Raw genomic sequence first — 20,206 nt, forward strand, 5'->3', positions numbered from 1 at the left:
TGATTTTTAATGAAACGAACCGTTTATACCAAATCTAACCAAAACACTCATGGGCAATTAAAACGAGCGCATTAGGTATTTATACTCTATTTCTTAGAAAAGGTTTAGAAAAAGCGAGAGCGGGCAAACTAGAATCATCCCACCCCCTTTCTCTTCTTATAAAGATAAAAGGATTTAGGCTGCATGCATTGCGCATGCAGCCCTTTTTTTGTTCTCTCGGGAAATCCTTGTGTCTTATCGTAAATAGTGCGTTGCGAGAGGTCATTGGAGCGGCTGAGCGGAGTTTTGGTTCGGTCGTATTGTTGTTTGGTTCGGTTTCACTATCGAATGGCGCGGTCCAACGTATGTTTCGCTCGGTTCTGGGCACTTTTGGCGCGGTCCATCAGTTTCATCAACCTACTACGAACTTCGCTAATCGTTCACATTCACTTTCCGGCACTTCTACCGTAATCAACGTTCCTTCTTCTTCGTAAGCAGTCTCTTTGATTGCTGCCGTCTCATTCAAATGTGAGACAATTTCTCCGCGATCATACGGAATCAACAATTTGCACGTTATATATTGTCTGAATAAATTTTGCTCAATTAACTTTAACAACTCCGGTATTCCTTCATTTTTCCCGGCAGACATCCATATACTTTGTTCCTGTGTAAGCGGATATGTAATCCCTGCCAAGTCAGCTTTATTGTAAACATTTACAGTTGGAATGCTCTCCACACCAATGTCTTCCAACGTTTCATTCGTCACGTCCATCATATGGCCATGCTCTTCATCTGAAACATCCACGACATGCAAAAGTAAATCTGCATTTTTCGCTTCCTCTAATGTAGAACGGAATGCTTGGACAAGATGGTGAGGTAGCTTTGATACAAATCCAACGGTATCAGTGAGGATGAATTCCTTCTTGTCGGGCAGTTTGATTTTTCTCACCGCTGTCTCTAGCGTCGCGAATAACATGTCTTTTTCGCTGACTTCCTTTGACTGGTCTGCATCCGTGTATTGTAACAGACGATTCATCAACGTCGACTTGCCGGCATTCGTGTAGCCGACAATCGAAACCACGGGAATGCCGCTGCGTACTCGTTGTTTCCGTTGGGTTTCACGTTGATCTTTCACATGCTCTAATTCGCGACGCAGCTTGGCAATCTGATCTTCAATTTTCCGGCGATCGAGCTCTAATTTCGTTTCTCCCGCTCCTTTGTTTTGCAAACCGCCGCCTGTGCCGCCACCTTGTCTGCTCAATGAAGCACGCAAACCGACTAGGCGTGGCAAAGTATACTGTAGCTGGGCTAATTCTACTTGCATTTGCGCTTCCCGATTTCTCGCTCGCCGCGCAAAGATGTCCAAGATGAGCATCGTTCGATCAATGATTTTGCACTCCAGCTCTTTTTCTAGATTACGTAATTGCGATGGAGACAATTCATCATTGAAGATCAATAAATTTGCGCCAGTCTCTTCGTACACTTGACGAATCTCATCGATCTTTCCCTTACCTAAATAATGAGATGGGTTTCTTCGTTCTAAATTTTGAGTCACTTCACCGATTACCTTTACGTCAATTGCTTCTGCCAAGTTGCGCAGCTCTTCCATCGCATACTCGAAATGCAGATCTTTTTGTTCATGTACTCCGACGATTACTGCCTCTTCCACTAATACATCCATTCCTGTATCCTCCCCAACATCTTTTTACATAGTTTACCCTTCGTCCTGCTAACTAATCGTTATGTAACAAACGGACAGCTGCCAGGCGCTCAGGCGTACCTTGTTTTTCCTCAAAACGAAACAGAACATCGCCTACTCGGATATCATTCTTATCCCCGACTTTTTGTGATAATAAGACGGCCCATTCCCCTGTTTCTCTTAATGGGTCTTCAACATGAATGATACATTCTGTAATCTGTTGCTCTTTATGTGAAGAACGACGTGCTCCCTGCTTCTCCAGTTCTGCCCATTCAATGAAAAATGGATAGGGTAATTCACTCGTCGGAGTCTGTTCTATAAACAACATTTTCCAACGCAGTAACTGTCCTTCTTCAGTTCTTCTCGATGCAGAAAGGATATCAGTCGTCTGAAAACCTTTATTATCTAGCTCTTCTTTCCATATTTCCATCCGATCGACAGAAAAGCAAACCGTCGCCCAGCCGTCTCCGTATTGCTTGTCATGTAGGAACTGCGCAACAAGCGGTTGATCGACAGCTGCTTTCTCCGCCTTTTCTCTATCTTCAATTGTCAGCCATTCGATGTACGCGTTATTTGTATAGAGCAAGGCATTGGCCGTTCCCCATTTCTCATGACGCCCACCCATCACAGCGCCGTACCCTTTTCGGTTTTGCTCTTCAACTACATTCTTCAAGTTTTCATTGGTAAAATAAACTACATGATCCAATTTCATTGAATATCACTCCTGACGCCATTGTTTCCTTATCATAACAAACCTCCACATCTAAAAACGTTTTTTCACCCTACAGTCTGTTTGATTATTTTGTCTATGTCTGCAAAGTTTTGTATGATGAAGTCAGAAGACCCGACACTATTTCCCGGGAAATTTAACTATTCGACAGGAGGAAATAATGATGAATCATAAAAAGTGGTTAGAGCATACAGTGGAAATGGCTACAGATAATGTTGTGAATGGCGGAGGTCCTTTTGCAGCAATCGTAGTAAAAGACGGTGAAATTATCGGATCTGGTACGAATCTCGTAGAGTCTACATGTGATCCATCCGCCCATGCAGAGTTACTGGCTATTAGGGAGGCATGCACAAAATTACAAACTCTTGATCTATCTGACTGCGTATTATATGCAAGTGGGGAACCGTGCCCAATGTGTCTCGGCGCGTCATACTGGTCAGCTGTTGGTGAAATCATCTACGCCTGTAGTAAACAGGACGCATATATGGAAGTAGGATTCACGAACCCTGTCCAAGACTTCTTCCCCGATCAACAGCTACCACCAGAAAAGCGTTCTATTCCATTCATTCAGCAAAAAACAGATAATTCGACAAAGCCATTTATTGAATGGAAAAAGCGGCAATCCAAGTAAGTCTGAGAGTTTCCTGAAGTCTCCAAATAGTGTAGGATGAAGGAAGAAATGCAGGAGAAAAAAAATCTCCTGCAGAAAAAATGCGGAGGGATCCTATGGTAATCGAATTATTAACGTCTCATGCTTCAGTTCGTCGATATAAGGATGAACCGATCACAAAGGAAACTGTAACAGAATTAGTCCGGGCAGGTCAGCATGCGGCCAGTTCACACTTTGTACAGGCTTGCTCTGTCATCTATGTAACAGATACCGAAAAGCGCGGACAGTTAGCGGAGTTATCTAAAAACCGACGTCAGTTTTATACAGCGGGTGCAGCCCTCGTTTTTTGCATGGACTATAATCGTTTGTCGCATGCCGCTCGCTTGCACGACAGGGAAATCGACTTTTCCGTTGCTGAAAATGTCTTGGTTGGCGCAATTGATGTAGGCTTATTCGCACAAAATGTCGCGATTGCGGCCGAATCAAAAGGCTATGGCATCTGCTATATCGGTGGCGTTCGGAATGCAATCGAAGAGATTTCGGAAGTACTTGAATTGCCAAAAGGTGTCGTCCCTTTATTCGGCATGTCGATCGGTGTGCCGAATGAAGCAAATGGAGTTAAGCCGCGTCTTCCTGTAGAAGCTGTGTTTCATGAAAACAGCTATAATGAGGAGAAATACGCTACTATTTTGCCGGCATACGATGAAATTATTAAAGAATATTACGCAACTCGCGACTCCAATCAAAAGGAATCGACGTGGACAGAACAAATGGCGGACTTCCTAGAAAAGCCCCGCCGTCTGGATATCAAAACGTTTTTGGAGAAACAAGGCTTCCTATTTAAATAACCGAGAAAGACAGGAGTGTAAATGAATGTCAGTAGATGAAGTACTGGAACTACTGCAGAGACGGATGACGGATGGAACGTTCATTCGAGCTACCATTAGTCGTCCGCGTTTGAAGTCGAATGAAATTAAACGAATTAAGCTGAAGCCTCTCGAACTAAAAGGTGAATTTTATATACAATTTGAATATCAGCATGAGCGCATCCTTAAGCATGAGAATGTTGCCCTAGGGGAGATCAAACAGCCTTTGCGGCATGCTCTGGAGCATTATAAACAATTCCATATTGAATTAACGGATGAGACGATACAGATCCAACTTTCGAAGAAGATGAAGGTGTCTATCAAACGAATCTTTCTCGATACAGAGAAGACCGTTGACTATGCGCATAACCGCAAAAAGCATTATGCGCTGACAGAAGGTACTCCTTACCCGTTCCTCGTCCGGCTCGGCGTCCAAACACCAGAAGGGAAAGTAAAGAATCAGAAGCATGACAAGTTTCGGCAGATCAATCGTTTCGTTGAGTTGATTGATGATACACTTTCCTATTTGCCCAAAGACCGAACGATCCGCATTTTGGACTTCGGCTCCGGAAAATCATATTTGACGTTTGCGCTCTATCATTATCTGCGAATCGAAAAAGGTTTGGATATCCGTGTCACAGGATTGGATTTGAAAAAGGAAGTAATAGAGGAATGTCAGGAGATTGCACGCGATTTACAGTACGATCAATTGGAATTCTTGGTTGGCGATATCAATGAATATGAAGGGGACACTGCAGTCGATATGGTCGTGACACTTCACGCATGTGATGTGGCGACGGATATGGCGCTCGCCAAGGCGGTCACATGGGGAGCATCCGTTATCCTGTCCGTTCCTTGCTGCCAGCATGAGTTGTTTTCCCAATTGGAAGCACCTGCACTGGATGTTATGCTGCAGCACGGCTTGGTGAAGGAACGGTTCGCCGCTTTAGCTACGGATTCGATCCGTGCAGAATTGCTTTCATTGGTCGGTTATGAAGCACAACTTGTAGAATTTATCGATATGGAGCATACTCCAAAAAACATTTTAATCCGAGCCTACCGTGATGGTCTGCGACCTGATCAAGCTCAGATTGATCGCTACGTTGCATTCCGTAACATGCTGCAAGCAAAACCATTTTTAGAAAAAGAATTAGAATCGTTGCTCAAATTTATTCCGAATGACAATAGCAGAGGCATTTAATAAAAATAAGGCCGTCAGCAGTACAAGAATAGTCGCAGCTGCCAAGTTAGCGTATTCGGCAAGCAATGATGAATCCATCGTCCAATAATAGATTTGCATCGGCAACACCGTGAACTTATCAAAGATACTCATCGGGATCGGCATTAGCAACGCTGGTATCCCGATGACTACTAGCGGTGCGGTTTCGCCTATCGCACGAGACAAAGCCAGAATGGATCCTGTCAAGATACTAGGCAACGCGACTGGTAACAAAACGGAACGAATGGTTTGCCATTTCGTAGCGCCTAATCCATAAGATGCTTCTCCAAGGAAAGCGGGAATCGCACGCAATGCTTCCTGACTGGACACGATTACAATTGGCAAGACTAGCAATGACATCGTCAATCCCCCAGCCAGCACAATATTTCCGAAATCGAGCGCCCGAACAAATATCGTCATCCCTAATATCCCATAGACAATAGAAGGAACCCCTGCTAAGTTCGCGATATTCGTTTGGATCAGCTCACGCATCTTCCCCTTCTTCGCGTACATCTCCAAATAAATGGCCGTTCCAACTCCTACGATTGTCGTAATTGGAATAACTACTGCCATTAGCCATAATGTCCCTAAAATTGCGCCTTTGATCCCTGCCTTTTCAGGCTGTGTAGAAAGGCGACCAGTAAGGAAATCTGCGTTCAACCATCCAATTCCTTGTTCGATCACACGATACAACAGCACGAAGAGCACCAGCAGTCCGAATAAGGAAGCCGACAGAAAAACAAATTTCGCGAGTTGATTGCTGATCATTCGACCTCGAAAACTTCTCATACTCACCACTTAGTACTCCTCCTTAAACTTCTTGGAAATATAACGTGCCAACATATTCATTACAAGCGTGAACACGAATAACGTCATGGCAACAGCATACAAACTATAATAGATTGTCGTGCCTGCAGAAGCATCGCCACCCGTCACCTCAACAATATAGGCGGTCATGGTTTGCATAGACTCCGTAACATCCAGTGTAAAGTTTTTCGAACTACCGCTCGCAATCGTGACAATCATTGTTTCTCCAATTGCTCGTGAAATTCCCAATACAATGGAGGCGATAATGCCCGAGAGTGCTGCTGGAATGACGACTTTACGAGTTACTTCGAGCTTGGTGGCACCTAAGCCAAATGCACCGTCGCGTAAAGAGTTTGGCACAGAACGCATGGCATCTTCTGATAAAGATGCAACCATTGGGATAATCATAATTCCCATGACAATACCCGGACTTAATAAGTTGGTTGCTTGGAGACTCGGAATCCAGTCACGCAAGATTGGCGTTACGAAAGTGAAGGCAAAAAAACCATAGACAATTGTCGGAATCCCCGCAAGTAGTTCTAGGGCAGGCTTCAAAAACTTTCTCCACCTCGCAGAAGCGTACTCACTCAAATAGATCGCAGTCATTAAACCAAATGGAATCGCCACTGCCATCGCAATTAATGTAGAAAGAATGGTCCCTGTCAGGAGTGGCAAAACGCCGAATTGGGGAGTTTGACTTAATGGTTTTAAGACCGTCCCTGTGAAAAACTCTAATATGGAAACTCGTTGAAAAAAGCTAATTGTCTCGGATAATAAAACGATGACAATACCAATCGTTGTGACGATCGATAAAAATGTCAGCAAAAACAGGCCAATCGGGATCAATCGTTCGCGTGCCTTCCGACGTTGATGCCGTTCTGCTATCTGTCGGAAGTGGATGTCTTTTGAGTTTTCTTGCCTAGTAAGCATTTCTTCACTCCCTATATGTAATACGGGAGTGAGATAGGATATCTCCTCCCGCATCGTCCATCTTATTTAGACTCTTGTAACGTTCGTAAGTATTCTAAGTTCTCGATTGCTTCATTCTCAGGGATTGGAGCAAATCCAGTTTCTGCTGCGAATTTATTCATATTTTCTATTAAATAGTGCGTGAAATCCAACACTTGAGGTTTTTCCTTTGCGTGATCCACATTCAAATATGTGAATACAGGACGAGTGAAGGGTGCGTATGCCCCATCTTCCGCGATGGTATTCATGGCCGGTTCCACTGCACCCTTTCCAAAGTCTACACTGACTGCTTGCAGTTGATCTTCGTTGTTTACATAGTAACCGTAACCGAAGAATGCAATTCCGTTTTTATCTTCAGACACTAGATTGACTAATGTAGAGTACTCTTGCTGTAAATTGATATGGTCGCTCATATCTTGTTCTTCCAACACTTTTTCATAGAAGAATTCGTATGTTCCATGGTTTTCATTAGGTCCCATTGGCTTGATCTCTTCTGCTGGCCACTCTGGATTGATATCCGACCATTTCGTTACACCGCTATCCGCTACGAAAATACTGATTAATTGTTCTGGCGTCATTTCAGTTGCCCAGTCATTCTCCTTGTTGATGACAAACGTCAATCCATCTAGCGCTACTTTCAATTCTTTTACTTCCATGCCAAGTTTCTCTGCTTCTTCTTTCTCTTCATCTTTTATTGGGCGAGATGCATCGTTAAAGTCTGTACCGTTTTCTGTAAGGAACTTTTTGAAGCCTGCACCTGTTCCTGCACGACTGACTTCCACTGAGACGTCTTCTTGTTCATTGATCATATATTCTTCGGCGATTTTTGCCATCAACGGATAAACCGTCCCTGATCCATCAATGACCACACTTCCTTCTAGCTTTTCTGGTTTATTTGCCTGCTCTTCATCTTGATTCGACTCGTTTGCGTCTGCGTTGCCGCACGCTGCCATCAATATAGCCGCAAATAACATTCCTACCCACCATACTGCCTTTTTCTTCTGCATGCTGATCGCCCTTTCCATTCGTTTAATCGTTTCTACAATTACGACTATACTAGGCGAATGTAAAGCCAGTGTGGATCGTATGTAAAGGTTGTGTTAATTAGCGAAAAAAAAAGAAAAAGCAAGGAACGGGATCGAAAAAACTCCATCCATTCCTTGCTTTTTCTCTTATTGTGGTAAATGTTCGATGATACTATCGACAGCTTGTTTGATATGTCGCGGCTCTGTCCCTAAGTTCAGGCGAATAAAGCCTCTGGATTTTTCACCGAACCATTCACCGTAATCGATCGCTAACTTACAAGTATCTTGTACAAATTCTTTAACGTCTTCTGGATCGATATAAGGGCGCAAGTCAATCCATAATAAATACGTTCCTTCCAGCGGACTGATAACCAATTTCGGCACATGCTCTGCAAATTGTTCCACTGCATAACGTTCATTCGATTTCACGACTGCACGTAAACCTTCCAGCCAATCCGCTCCGTGTCGGAATGCCGCTTCAGAAGCCGTCATACCAAGTAGATTCACTTCCGTCTGATTGACCGACTTTACAAATCGATCGAACTGTTCGCGCAACTCTTCATTCTCTATAATAATTTGTGAAGTCAAAAGCCCCGCCAAATTAAATGTCTTGGATGCTGCCGTTACCGTAACGATGCGTTCCGAGAACTTACCGTCCGCTACAATTGCAGATGGAAGATGCGTGTGATCATCAAATGTCATATCATGATGGATTTCATCAGAGACGATTAGGACGTTATGTTTATCACAAATCGACAACAATTTTTCTGCTTCCTCCGCAGTCCATACACGTCCAACCGGGTTATGCGGCGTACAATGAATGAACAACTTCACATCATTATCGATGATTTGCTTTTCAAAGTCTTCAAAGTCGATAGTGTACTTGCCACCAGTATTAATGAGCTCACTACTCACAAGTTTTCGTCCAGTGTCCTTCACCGCATTGCTGAACGGGTAATAAACTGGCGATAAAATAATGACTGCATCTTCAGGTTTCGTAAAGGCATTCACAAACCAGTAGAGTGCCGTCACCACACCTGTTGAAAAACGCATCCATTCTTTTTTCACTTCGTAACCATGACGTTCGCGCTCCCAGCCAATGAAGGCTTCGTAGTAAGAATCGGGTGCATATGTATAACCGAACACGCCATGGTCCACTTTTTCTTTAAGAGCTTCTACAACTTGCTCAGGTACTTTAAATTCCATATCCGCCACCCAAGCAGCCAGCAAATCGGCGTTACCAAATCGCTCCTCTAACTTATCCCACTTCAATGAATTTGTCCCTTTTCGTTCAATTGCATACCGCTCCAAAAACTCTTCCTTTTTCATATATAATCCTCCCAGTCGCTTAAATTTTCACACCTATCAGTCTACTCAGATTGTACCATACGTACCGTTTCTCTTCCTCTCTAGGCGCTAGGATTTTTTTCGGCATTTCCAAATCAAAGAAGATAATCAATAAGTGACGAAAACCATTTGGTCTTCGTCACTTATTTCATGTTTTATACCTGCCGATCCGAATATATACTCATCGCATCTCGCATGAACACCGCGAGCCCTTCGCCAAACTGATCGATGTTTTGTGTGAAACGTTCATCCGCCACGTACATTTCCCCCAGTCCTTTAAAAGCAGCCAATGAATAACTGCCCATCTGGTTTAATAACATAAACCATTTCTCAATGGCTTCTTGTGCTTCATTAGAACCTGGCTCCAAGTGGCGCAGTTCGGCAAGTTTGAAATATATTCGATTCATCTTTTCCTGCATTTCTTCATTAAAGTTATGCTTTGTCTGACCTACCGCCTTCTCTCCCCATCTCGCCTTCGCTTCCTCTTCATATGGGTTCGTACGGAAATCAAACCCCTTAAACTTCTCTTCATTCGTCATTTTAGTTTCCCCTCTCTCTGATTGAATCGTTCGATCGATCGTAGCTAGCATGATCTCTAGTTGCGACTTTTTATCGAGCAACATATCACGCTGCAATTCCAACGCCGCCACACGTTCAAATTCTGGGCTTAACAGTAACTCTTTAATTCGCTTCAATGAAAATCCTAGTTCACGAAAGAACAGAATTTGCTGCAAATCGGCTAGATTTTCATTAGAATACAAACGATATCCTGCTTCCGTTACGTGATCAGGTCTGAGCAATCCAATGTCATCGTAATGATGCAGTGTCCGGATGCTGACACCTGTCAGTTCAGCTACTTCCTTCACTTTCATCTGTTCCGCCTCCTTTCTATTCCTACTATAAATCCTAACGTAACGTGAGAGTCAACCAGTTATTTAAAACTATAATATGTAGTGAATAAGTCTTCCACTTTGAATGATTCAGATAAGTAAGTTAGTATAATGCTAGAGAGATGACTTTACATAGTGGAAGGAGAAATTTCATGTCCCAATCATTTAACGCACTTGTAGTAGACAAGCAGGAAGGACAATTTTCAGTACAGGTCCAACAACTTTCATTGGACGATCTGCCTGAAGGTGACGTGCTGATTCGCGTCCATTACTCGGGCATCAATTATAAAGACAGCCTCGCTTCAATACCTAACGGAAACATCGTGCAAAACTATCCGATGGTGCCTGGTATTGATTTAGCAGGGGTTGTAGTGTCTTCAACGGATGAACGATTCAAAGAGGGCGATGAAGTCATTGCAACGAGTTACGAAATCGGTGTGTCGCAATTCGGAGGGTACAGCGAATATGCGAGAGTCCAAGCGGATTGGGTCGTTCCACTTCCAGAAGGACTTTCATTAAAAGAAGCAATGATTATCGGGACAGCAGGCTTTACGGCGGCCTTGTCTGTTCAGCGTCTCGAAGAAAATCATGTATCGTCTGATAAAGGAAAAGTTCTGGTTACAGGGGCGACTGGCGGAGTCGGCAGCTTTGCGATTTCATTTTTATCAAAGCTTGGCTATGACGTGGAAGCAAGCACCGGCAAACAAGAAGAGCATGCGTACTTAAAGTCAATCGGTGCTAAATCGATTGTTTCGCGCGAAGAAGTCTATGACGGAAAAATTCGTGCACTCGGCAAACAGAAATGGGCTGCAGCGGTCGATCCGGTCGGCGGTGAGCCACTAGCTTCGTTATTGAGCCAAATTGAGTATGGCGGATCAGTAGCGGTGAGCGGTTTGACAGCAGGTACGAAAGTTCCAACGGCCGTGTTCCCATTCATCTTACGCGCGGTCAATCTGCTCGGCATCGATTCTGTCTATTGCCCAATGGATACACGTAAAAAAGTATGGGACCGTTTAGCAACAGATTTGAAGCTGCCGGACTTGGAACAGCTTGTGCAAAAGGAGATTTCATTGGACGAGTTGCCTGATGCACTGCCGGTTTTATTGCAAGGCGAAGCACGAGGTCGGATGATTGTGAAATTGTTGTAAGTTCAAAAAGAGCCATCCTCACACTTAAATGTGTACCGGATGGCTCAGTTTTGTATGTCACCGTTCTTTCTTCAATAAATAAATCGTTTCATTGTATTCACGCTCAATGTCAGCATTCTTTCGGTATGTTGCCAAACTGACGATATACGTCACGATCAGACAAACGATAAATCCTGGAACGATTTCATAAAGTGTATCAGAAAGGACTTTAAAACTGCCCCACACACCGACTGTAATTGCTCCAGTCACCATACCGCTCAACGCACCTTGAGCCGTAATTTTTCTCCAATAAAGAGATAAGAGGATCACCGGTCCAAATGCCCCTCCGAAACCTGCCCAAGCAAACGAAACTAGTTTTAAAACTGACTCTTTATTTGGCCATGCAAGAACTAACGCGACGAATGAAACGAATAGAACCGCTGCACGCCCTAAAAAGACATACTGCCGATCTGACGCATCCGACTTGAAGACTGCTTTGTACAAATCCTCTACCAACGCGGAAGATGTAACGATCAATTGGGATGAAATTGTACTCATGACCGCGGCCAATACCGCAGCCAGCATAATTCCTGCGATAAGAGGATGGAAAAAGATTTGACCTAGGACAATGAATACCGTTTCGCGATCCGCCAGCACAGCATCATTTTGCTGAAAATACGCTACTCCTACCAACGCGGTCGCGATGGCGCCAATCAAACTCAACAGCATCCAGCTAATTCCAATACGTCTAGCACTTTTCGTCTCTTTAACTGACTTTATCGCCATGAAACGCACAATAATATGCGGCTGACCAAAATAACCAAGCCCCCATGCGAGCGAGGATATAACTCCCAATACACTTACACCGGACACTAAACTAAACAGTGCCGGGTCTACTTGGCGTATACTTTCCACTGTTTCCGTAAAGCCCCCTGTGATGAAAACTCCTACTGAAGGCACTAGGATAAGCGCTAAAAACATAATCAGCCCTTGCACGAAATCCGTGTAGCTTACTGCCAAAAATCCGCCGAATAACGTATAGGCTATGACAACTGCGGATACGATCAATAACCCTGTATGATACTCTAAACCGAATGAACTGTGAAAGAACTTTCCCCCTGCCACCATTCCTGAAGAGACATAGAAGGTGAAAAATACTAAAATGATAATACCTGAAGCAACGCGCAGCAAGCGAGAGGTATCTTTCAATCTATTCTCCAAGAAACTTGGAATCGTAATTGAGTTATTTGAAACTTGTGTGTACACACGCAAACGCGGTGCCACCAAAAGCCAGTTTAAATAGGCTCCTATCGTCAATCCAATGGCAAGCCACGCCTCACCAAGACCGCTTAAGTAAATCGCACCCGGAAGACCCATCAACAGCCACCCCGACATATCGGAAGCACCAGCACTTAACGCCGTGACTGCGGGACCAAGTGAACGTCCGCCTAGCATATAATCCGTCAGATTGGATGTCCGTTTGAACGCGTACCAACCGATAAATAACATCGCTGCCATGTACAAAATAATCGAAATAAGCTGATACGTTTGTTCCGTCATACAATCTCCCTCCTTTTTCTAACCAACAAACCTATTTTACCTTATCCACAAGATACTTTGAACCGTAATTCCAATGTGCGTATATTGAAACAATTATTCCCGACAATATTCCCCGGGAAATGATTTCGTACGACAAATTCTTTGTCGATACAATCTTGTTAATTGTAGTTTCACAGTTAATCTTCTCCGTTCAAACTATTTTGAAACCTTCTTCACTTTCATAACGTATAAATACAAACAAAAGGAGGAGATTGTATGTTACACACGACAACAAATACTTTACAAGGAAGGACAATACAAACATATCATGGGATTGTATCAGGAGAGACGATTATGGGAGCGAATATTGTACGTGATATTTTTGCATCTGTCACAGATATCGTGGGCGGACGCAGCTCTGCCTACGAAGGCAAACTGACAGAAGCGCGTGAAACTGCTATTGAGGAGATGTCTGAAAAGGCTCGTCGTATGGGAGCGAATGCAGTGATTGGCGTGGATTTAGATTTTGAAATGGTGCGTGAAGGTATGATGATGTGTATTGCGACCGGAACTGCTGTTACGTATCGCGACGGGGAATAACCATCAAATAGTTTGCCGCTCTGGATAATTTATTGGAGGCGACACGTTGAGGAAAGTTGGTAAATTTATGATGATCACTGCTTTAACTTTGATTGCTAGTTTTTTAGTACTCATTGGTATCAGTCATGTGAATCACCAAGCAAAACTCAAAAAAGAGAACGAGAAATTTATTCCAACTGGCGTGTTGATAGAAGTGAACGATCATAAAATACATGTGTATACGGAAGGTACAGGGAAAGAAACCTTGGTATTTTTATCGGGCAGCGGTACGAGTTCACCGTCGTTGGATTTCAAGTCACTGTATTCATTATTAAGCGATACACATCAAATTGCAGTAGTGGAAAGAGCCGGTTATGGATTCAGTGAAATAACGGATTCGCAACGTGATATAGATACGATTCTGTCTGAGACGAGAGAAGCTCTATTTCAGGCTGGAGCGGAGGGGCCTTTCATTTTATTGCCCCATTCTATGTCAGGAATTGAAGCATTGCATTGGGCACAGATCTATCCGGATGAAGTAAAAGCCATCATTGGTTTAGATATGGCCGTCCCCGGCGTGTACGAACAGATGAAAATCAATATGCCCCTAGTTCGATTAGGTAAGCTGGTTGCGGATATCGGTGCAACAAGATGGTTTCCTGCATTATCTCAAAGTGACGCGATGAGGTACGGGACATTGACGGAAGATGAGAAAGAACTATATGAGGTGACCTTCTACCGAAGGACCGCCACTCAAAATATGCTCAATGAAGTCATTGAAATTAAAGACAATGCGAAGCGTGTACAAGAAAGTTTGCCTGTTGATATTCCGATGCTGTTGTTTGTATCGAATGGGCAAGGTACTGGCTTGGATAAGAGTAATTGGGTCGGTTTTCAAAAAGATTTTGTTGCCGATCAAAGCAATAGTAAATTGATAGAATTAAACTGCTCTCACTACGTTCATAACATTGAATCTATACAAATAGCTGAGGATTCCACACGTTTTATCGAGATGATGAACAACCGGTAGGAATATAAAAAAGAGAGGTTCAATTGCCTCTCTTTTTCTCATCTCTGTTCTTTCGGATAAAACTCCTGTAAAAACGTAACAGATTGCCGAATCAGATCTTTCAGCACTTCCACATCGATATCCAGCACTTTATTAATATAGACGCAGGCCTTGCCGCTCGTATGCTTGCCGAAACTCTCTAGTAACTGTTCCCGTTCAGGATCACCTGTTGCAAAGTATAGGCTGATCTTGGCTTTACGCGGAGAAAACCCCACGAGTGGTGCTTCCCCTTCATGGCCCGTTTTATATACATAATGATAGGAGCCGAACCCGATAATGCTAGGTCCCCACATCTTCGCTTCATGACCCGTGGTTTCAGTAAATATATCAAGCAAGCGGTACGCATCCTCTCGCTTTTTCAGATTCTCCACTCTCTCAATAAATTCAATTACACTATCGTCCGTTTCCTTCGTCTTCAACTCATACATGAGAATTCAGCCCCGTTCATCCCAAAATTTCTGCCACTCGGCCGACTTGTCCATCCTCTAACCGCACTTTAATCCCATGCGGGTGAAAGCTTGAATTGGTCAATATATCCTTAACGACCCCCTCCGTTTTCACACCGCTTCGCTGATCCTTTTTCAAGATGACTGCTACCTGCAGCCCTGGCTTGATGTCCGCTCGATTTTGTCCATTCATAAATTAAACCGCTCCTCTTTTTATTCAGTGTACCATAACCAATTCCCCTTATACTCGTATTGGTCTCTTACATGAGCTAGAAAATTTAACAGTAATGAAGGACCTTCACACGCCTCACTTTCAAGTACTTCTAATGAAGGAAGGTAAAATGCATGATACAATAAAGTCTATCTAACTAGGAGGGGATAAGTATGCGATTAACAGTATACCTAGCTGGGGAGATTCACACGTCATGGCGAGATGAGGTCAAGCAGCAGGCAGAAAAACTGCAGCTGCCGGTCGATTTCGTCGGTCCGATGGAAGTTCATGACCGCTCGGATAACATCGGGGAAGAAATTTTAGGGGAACAGCCCGATCCAATTTTTAAAGATGCCGCTGCTTCAAGCTTCAACAACTTACGTACCGAAATCTTAATGAAGAAATCAGACATCGTTATTGCTTTATTCGGTGAGCAGTACAAGCAGTGGAATACCGCAATGGATGCGAGTGCAGCCGTTGCATACGGCAAACCACTCATTTTAATTCGTCAGAAAAACCATCATCACCCATTAAAAGAACTATCACGCAAAGCTCATCTAACGGTTGAATCTGTCGATCAAGCCGTCCGCGCTTTGGAGTATATTTTTGAATAAAACAGGGAAGCAACCACGACTGGTTGCTTCCCTGTTCATTTATTTTTAATAAGTTTTTATAAGCACCTCCTCACTCATCGCATCTTTACAAACTCTTTACACACCCTTCACACTCACTCAACACATCTCCTGTACAGTAAAGTTAACGAACAAATGGAGGTTTTCGACAGATGGTACTAAAAGAGCGGATTGAAGAACCGAAACTTCGCGTGATGAATAATGCAAACTGGAATAAGCCGGTGTATCAAGCAGATAAATTAAATCTTTGGTATGGAACGTCACATGCACTTAAAAATTTGGATATGACGATTCATGAAAAAGAAGTGACGGCGATTATCGGTCCTTCCGGATGCGGTAAATCCTCTTTTCTCAAGACGCTAAATCGGATGGTGGAACTGCAAGCAGAAGTCCATATTTCCGGCACATTGACATTCATGGAGGAAACAATTTTCTCTCCTGCACTGCCCGTTGAGCTATTGCGCACGAAGGTCGGTATGATTTTCCAAAAGCCAAATCCTTTTCCTAAATCTATTTTCGAAAACGTTGCATTCGGTCTGAAAATTCAAGGGATCCGTCAAAAGGATGTAATAGAACATGTTGTAGAAGATAGCTTGCGTAAAGCAGCATTGTGGGATGAAGTGAAAGACCGACTGCAAAAGCCTGCAATGAGTCTATCGGGTGGGCAGCAGCAACGTCTGTGCATAGCCCGCGCGTTAGCTGTTTCCCCTGAGGTGCTGCTGATGGATGAACCAACTTCTGCCTTGGATCCGATCTCTACTCATAAAGTCGAGGAACTCATCACTCAACTCAAACAGGAAGTAACGATTGTCATTGTGACGCATAATATGCAACAAGCTTCCCGTATTTCTGACCAGACTGCGTTTTTCTTAAATGGAGAAATGATTGAAATGAACTCCACTCCAATTATTTTTGAGCGTCCAACCGATTCATTGACGGACGATTATATCAACGGTCGCTTCGGTTGATTAATTGCGTATTTCTTCTGCAAATTCCAACTGCCCTTAAACTACTTCAGATGGTAGAATAGATGTATAGAAGCAGTCAGGAAGGGGCAGCCGAATGTCGCGTAAAAGAGGGATTCGCCAGCAATATATTAATGTATTTCTCGTATCATTGTTAATCGCAGTGATCGGCATGGGCAGTATGTATAAATACGTCAAAAATTCTTGGACAGATTTGGAAGAGGCACGTCAAGAATCCTTTGAAAAGGCTCAATTGGTAGAGCTTATTTCGAATTCTATCCAGGACTTATTTTTTCGTATCCGCGGGTATTATTCATTCCAAATAGAAGGTGAACTGAATGGTGCATTTCAGGCATTTCAGGATATCCATACCTATTCACGTCAATACAAATCACTTTCTCTTAATGCAGAAGAACAAAAGATGATTGGAGAAATTGATAACTTTCTAACAGATTATGAAAATGGAACGTTTCCAAAAGCCATCCAACTTGTTGCAGATAACGACTACGAAGGATTGCGTGAACTTGCAAAAAGCGGATCAAATTTATCCGTAAATCGCTTCATCGAATATGCTAATGAGTATAATCTAAATGCGCAAGAAGAACTTTCCCAGTCTTATGCACAAACGAAAAAACAAACCAATGTATTCTTTTTACTTATCACCTTACTCAGTTTCGCTTTTTTGCTTATTCCTATCTACATGGTTTGGAATGTAATAAATCGGGTAATACGACCAGTAGAAAAAATCACCTACGCAGCGGATCAATATGAAACCGAAGGCAAAATACTTTTCCAACCCATTACCAGAGAAGATGAAATAGGTGCTTTATCTCAAGCTATTCATAAGATGATGCAGCGCATCCAGACGAACGAACAGGAACTACTTGCTCAGAATGAAGAATTGATCTCTCAGCAGGATGAGCTGTTCAATCGACAGACAAAAATGGAATATGCCCTGTCTGAAGCACGCTTTTCGCGTGTTCGCTTGGAACGATATAACGGTCTCAGTCATTTACTATCGCTTTCATTGGATAAACAAGAAGTCTGTGATCAAACATCGGATTATCTCGACACAATCTATCAATCGGATCTCAGCTTCCTTTGGTTCCCAAAAAGTAATGTCTCTTCGCTGAAAGGCATGTCTGAAAAATTCTTTGAAGAGGTCAAACAAGAGCGGATGGAATACATAAAGCTTCGACTTGAAAAAGAGCCTTACTTCGTGATCAAACGGGAGGCGGATTATGAGAAAGGCGTTGCAGGAAATACGACGTTCGTTTATGATTTCGTGGCGGGTATCTACAATTCTGAAAACGAATTAAACGTTATCTCCATACTTTCTCGTATTGGTAAACCCTTCACTGAAGACGATCAAACAGACCTTTATGGATTGCTTAGAAGAATCGCGATCTCAGTGGATCGGATTGAACAATACGAATTGATCAGCCATGAACGTCAGCTTAATCAGAACATCCTAGACAATATTAATGAAGGAATTCAGTTTGTTTCCAGCACTGATGAAGACGATCAGTACAATGCCGCCCTATTCGAACTGCTGGGCATGGAGCCTGAGATGGAGCATAAGAAATGGCCCAGAGACAAATGGACAGAATGTTTCTTACAGCGAATCAGTGAGCCCGAACAATACAAAAAGTTTTTGAATGAAGCGCTTGATCCGGAAAATCAGGAATTCAGAAATTATTCCTATATTGTTTCGCTGCCATCCGCAGAATCACGCGTCATGAACGTCTACAGTGTACCGATCGTCATTCAAGGAGATAAAGTCGGTACCATCTTCGTGCATCGGGATATGACACACGAGCATGAAGTGGATCAAATGAAGACCGAACTGGTCTCTACAGTTAGTCACGAACTACGCACCCCATTGTCTAGTATTCTCGGTTTTTCCGAGTTGTTGCTGAATAAGGAAATGGACGAAAAACGAAAAAAACGTTATTTAGAAACTATTTATAATGAGGCTACACGCTTGACTGCACTGATCAATGATTTTCTGGATCTTCAACGCATGGAATCAGGCCGACTGGCTTACACGGTAGAAGAAATATCTTTAGTCGATCTTATGCGGCAAACAGTGGATAATTTAGAGACCCAATCCTCATTGCACAACATCAAGATCCAAGATATTACTTGCGCCTCTATGGTTGCTGCCGATCGAGATCGAATGATTCAGGTTTTCACGAATATACTTAGTAATGCCGTTAAATTTTCTCCAAACGGCGGTGATGTAAATGTGACATTATGGAATCAACAGGATTCAATCATCCTGTCGATTACAGACCAAGGTATCGGAATCCCTAAAGAAGACATCAGTCATCTTTTCGAGAAATTTTATCGATTCGATAATAGTTACAGCAGGAAAATAGGTGGTACAGGTCTTGGTCTGTCCATTTGCCAAGAAATCATAAAAGACCACAACGGGCGAATCTGGATAGAATCAGAAGAGAACGTAGGTACGACGGTATTTATTACTCTTCCCCTAAAACAGCAATTGCCAACGGGGCCTGTCAATTTAGACAAGCCACTTGTGAATGTAGTAGAAGACGACGTCAATATTGCATTGTTATTGGGAGAGGAATTGGCAAACAACGGATTTTCAGTGATCCATCATTCAACAGTGGACCAAGCGTTTAGTTGCATGCAAAGAATGCAGCCAGCCGCTGTCGTAGTTGATTTAAAATTAAGCGGCAATGAAAATGGCTGGGAGTTGATTAGAAAGATGAAAGAACAGAAGGAAACTGCTTCTATCCCAGTCATCATCTCTTCGTCTTTGGAAAAAGAGCCACAGCTGATGAAAGAATTTAAGATTGAACATTATCTAACAAAGCCATACTCACTTCAGGATCTATCTTCGACACTCATGGAAACTGTCCAGCGTGCAGACGGCAGGATTTTATACCCTGACAGCGAGTAAAAAATGAGCTGTTCGAGAAGTCATTTTGACTTTTCGGATGGCTTTTGTTTTGTATACGAAAGCTTTTTATTTATTCTAAGTATACGCATTGTTGCGGAAGGGGTAAGGTGGTCTGCTGCTCCCTTTTCCAACCGTGCAAAAAAAGGCTGTCACTTCAAAGACAAAATATCTTCCAGCGACAGCCTTTTTTATGATATTGATTCAGAAAATCGAGTTCAGTAATTCAACCAGCTCATTCGGACTAAAAGGCTTGGGGACAAAATACGCAGCCCCTCTTTCTATGGCTGCCTCCTGATCTTCCCGCTGCGCTTTTGCTGTCAGCATGATCACAGTAGTGTCGAGCTGGAGCGGTTGTATACGCTCCAGTACTTCCAAACCCGTCATATGAGGCATCATATAATCCAGAAGAACGGCATCATACTGATTTTCTTGGATTTTCCGCAATCCTTCCAGCCCATCCTCTGCCTCGTCGACTTGAAACCCCGCGAATTCTAATGTATCTGTCAGCAGCATACGTAAAATTTCTTCATCATCTACAACCAACACTTTCTTCTCTGCATATGACATG

At 43.1% G+C, this 20,206-nt stretch carries 20 protein-coding genes; 9 read left to right on the forward strand and 11 right to left on the reverse strand.

The annotated features are described in order from the left end of the window. Positions 1-391: 391 nt before the first annotated feature. Both hflX and H7J92_RS07420 read right to left on the reverse strand, forming a co-directional pair. Positions 392-1,660: a GTPase HflX gene (hflX, locus tag H7J92_RS07415; RefSeq protein WP_221836264.1), complete on the reverse strand. Its 1,269-nt coding sequence runs from the start codon at positions 1,658-1,660 to the stop codon at positions 392-394. A 52-nt stretch (positions 1,661-1,712) separates the two neighbouring features. Then, complete coding sequence (locus tag H7J92_RS07420; RefSeq protein ID WP_221836267.1) at positions 1,713-2,390, reverse strand: VOC family protein; 678 nt, start codon at positions 2,388-2,390, stop codon at positions 1,713-1,715. Positions 2,391-2,571: 181 nt separating this feature from the next. Here H7J92_RS07420 and H7J92_RS07425 point away from each other — a divergent pair, with 181 nt between their 5' ends. The 3 genes from H7J92_RS07425 to H7J92_RS07435 all read left to right on the forward strand — a co-directional run bounded on the left by H7J92_RS07425 (position 2,572) and on the right by H7J92_RS07435 (position 5,085). After that, complete coding sequence (locus H7J92_RS07425; protein ID WP_221836270.1) at positions 2,572-3,039, forward strand: nucleoside deaminase; 468 nt, start codon at positions 2,572-2,574, stop codon at positions 3,037-3,039. A gap of 95 nt (positions 3,040-3,134) precedes the next feature. Continuing rightward, positions 3,135-3,866 (forward strand): oxygen-insensitive NADPH nitroreductase, encoded by a 732-nt coding sequence (gene nfsA, locus H7J92_RS07430; RefSeq protein ID WP_221836273.1) that lies wholly within the window; start codon positions 3,135-3,137, stop codon positions 3,864-3,866. A gap of 25 nt (positions 3,867-3,891) precedes the next feature. Further along, entirely contained in the window at positions 3,892-5,085 is a 1,194-nt protein-coding gene (locus H7J92_RS07435) for a class I SAM-dependent methyltransferase (protein WP_009498931.1), read from the forward strand. On the opposite strand, the gene pstA is transcribed toward H7J92_RS07435, so the two are convergent. The 5 genes from pstA to H7J92_RS07460 all read right to left on the reverse strand — a co-directional run bounded on the left by pstA (position 5,035) and on the right by H7J92_RS07460 (position 10,123). Further along, entirely contained in the window at positions 5,035-5,892 is an 858-nt protein-coding gene (pstA, locus tag H7J92_RS07440; protein WP_078818369.1) for a phosphate ABC transporter permease PstA, read from the reverse strand. The two genes, H7J92_RS07435 and pstA, sit on opposite strands and share 51 nt — an antisense overlap. A gap of 9 nt (positions 5,893-5,901) precedes the next feature. Continuing rightward, a complete protein-coding gene (gene pstC / locus H7J92_RS07445; RefSeq protein WP_050804720.1) occupies positions 5,902-6,840 on the reverse strand; it encodes a phosphate ABC transporter permease subunit PstC in 939 nt (312 codons plus the stop codon). A 62-nt stretch (positions 6,841-6,902) separates the two neighbouring features. Further along, complete coding sequence (locus H7J92_RS07450; RefSeq protein ID WP_040759909.1) at positions 6,903-7,886, reverse strand: PstS family phosphate ABC transporter substrate-binding protein; 984 nt, start codon at positions 7,884-7,886, stop codon at positions 6,903-6,905. A gap of 165 nt (positions 7,887-8,051) precedes the next feature. Then, positions 8,052-9,233: a MalY/PatB family protein gene (locus tag H7J92_RS07455; protein ID WP_221836276.1), complete on the reverse strand. Its 1,182-nt coding sequence runs from the start codon at positions 9,231-9,233 to the stop codon at positions 8,052-8,054. A gap of 173 nt (positions 9,234-9,406) precedes the next feature. Further along, positions 9,407-10,123, reverse strand: coding sequence for a MerR family transcriptional regulator (locus tag H7J92_RS07460; RefSeq protein ID WP_221836278.1), 717 nt, complete (start codon positions 10,121-10,123; stop codon positions 9,407-9,409). 170 nt (positions 10,124-10,293) lie between these two features. Between H7J92_RS07460 and H7J92_RS07465 the strand changes: the two genes are divergently transcribed. Then, positions 10,294-11,289: an NADPH:quinone oxidoreductase family protein gene (locus tag H7J92_RS07465; protein ID WP_221836280.1), complete on the forward strand. Its 996-nt coding sequence runs from the start codon at positions 10,294-10,296 to the stop codon at positions 11,287-11,289. 57 nt (positions 11,290-11,346) lie between these two features. On the opposite strand, the gene putP is transcribed toward H7J92_RS07465, so the two are convergent. After that, entirely contained in the window at positions 11,347-12,828 is a 1,482-nt protein-coding gene (putP, locus tag H7J92_RS07470) for a sodium/proline symporter PutP (protein WP_009498939.1), read from the reverse strand. A 255-nt stretch (positions 12,829-13,083) separates the two neighbouring features. Here putP and H7J92_RS07475 point away from each other — a divergent pair, with 255 nt between their 5' ends. Further along, complete coding sequence (locus tag H7J92_RS07475; protein ID WP_009498940.1) at positions 13,084-13,407, forward strand: YbjQ family protein; 324 nt, start codon at positions 13,084-13,086, stop codon at positions 13,405-13,407. 46 nt (positions 13,408-13,453) lie between these two features. Next, positions 13,454-14,416 carry an alpha/beta fold hydrolase gene (locus H7J92_RS07480; RefSeq protein WP_246602650.1) on the forward strand — a complete coding sequence of 321 codons (963 nt, stop codon included), beginning with the start codon at positions 13,454-13,456 and terminating at the stop codon, positions 14,414-14,416. A 38-nt stretch (positions 14,417-14,454) separates the two neighbouring features. Here H7J92_RS07480 and H7J92_RS07485 read toward each other — a convergent pair whose 3' ends face one another. Then, positions 14,455-14,883 (reverse strand): DUF1801 domain-containing protein, encoded by a 429-nt coding sequence (locus tag H7J92_RS07485; RefSeq protein ID WP_221836282.1) that lies wholly within the window; start codon positions 14,881-14,883, stop codon positions 14,455-14,457. Between the two features lie 16 nt (positions 14,884-14,899). Continuing rightward, on the reverse strand, positions 14,900-15,094 hold the full coding sequence (locus H7J92_RS07490; RefSeq protein ID WP_009498944.1) for a YwbE family protein: 195 nt from the start codon (positions 15,092-15,094) through the stop codon (positions 14,900-14,902). 191 nt (positions 15,095-15,285) lie between these two features. On the opposite strand from H7J92_RS07490, the gene H7J92_RS07495 reads away from it, so the two are divergent. The 3 genes from H7J92_RS07495 to H7J92_RS07505 all read left to right on the forward strand — a co-directional run bounded on the left by H7J92_RS07495 (position 15,286) and on the right by H7J92_RS07505 (position 19,638). Then, complete coding sequence (locus H7J92_RS07495) at positions 15,286-15,726, forward strand: YtoQ family protein (RefSeq protein ID WP_221836285.1); 441 nt, start codon at positions 15,286-15,288, stop codon at positions 15,724-15,726. 170 nt (positions 15,727-15,896) lie between these two features. Continuing rightward, positions 15,897-16,712 (forward strand): phosphate ABC transporter ATP-binding protein PstB, encoded by an 816-nt coding sequence (pstB, locus tag H7J92_RS07500; protein ID WP_009498946.1) that lies wholly within the window; start codon positions 15,897-15,899, stop codon positions 16,710-16,712. Between the two features lie 94 nt (positions 16,713-16,806). Next, on the forward strand, positions 16,807-19,638 hold the full coding sequence (locus H7J92_RS07505) for an ATP-binding protein (protein WP_221836288.1): 2,832 nt from the start codon (positions 16,807-16,809) through the stop codon (positions 19,636-19,638). Positions 19,639-19,839: 201 nt separating this feature from the next. On the opposite strand, the gene H7J92_RS07510 is transcribed toward H7J92_RS07505, so the two are convergent. After that, on the reverse strand, positions 19,840-20,205 hold the full coding sequence (locus tag H7J92_RS07510; RefSeq protein ID WP_009498948.1) for a response regulator transcription factor: 366 nt from the start codon (positions 20,203-20,205) through the stop codon (positions 19,840-19,842). Position 20,206 lies beyond the last annotated feature (1 nt).

The sequence above is a fragment of the Sporosarcina aquimarina genome, from assembly GCF_019748715.1.
GTDB classification, from domain to species: domain Bacteria; phylum Bacillota; class Bacilli; order Bacillales_A; family Planococcaceae; genus Sporosarcina; species Sporosarcina newyorkensis.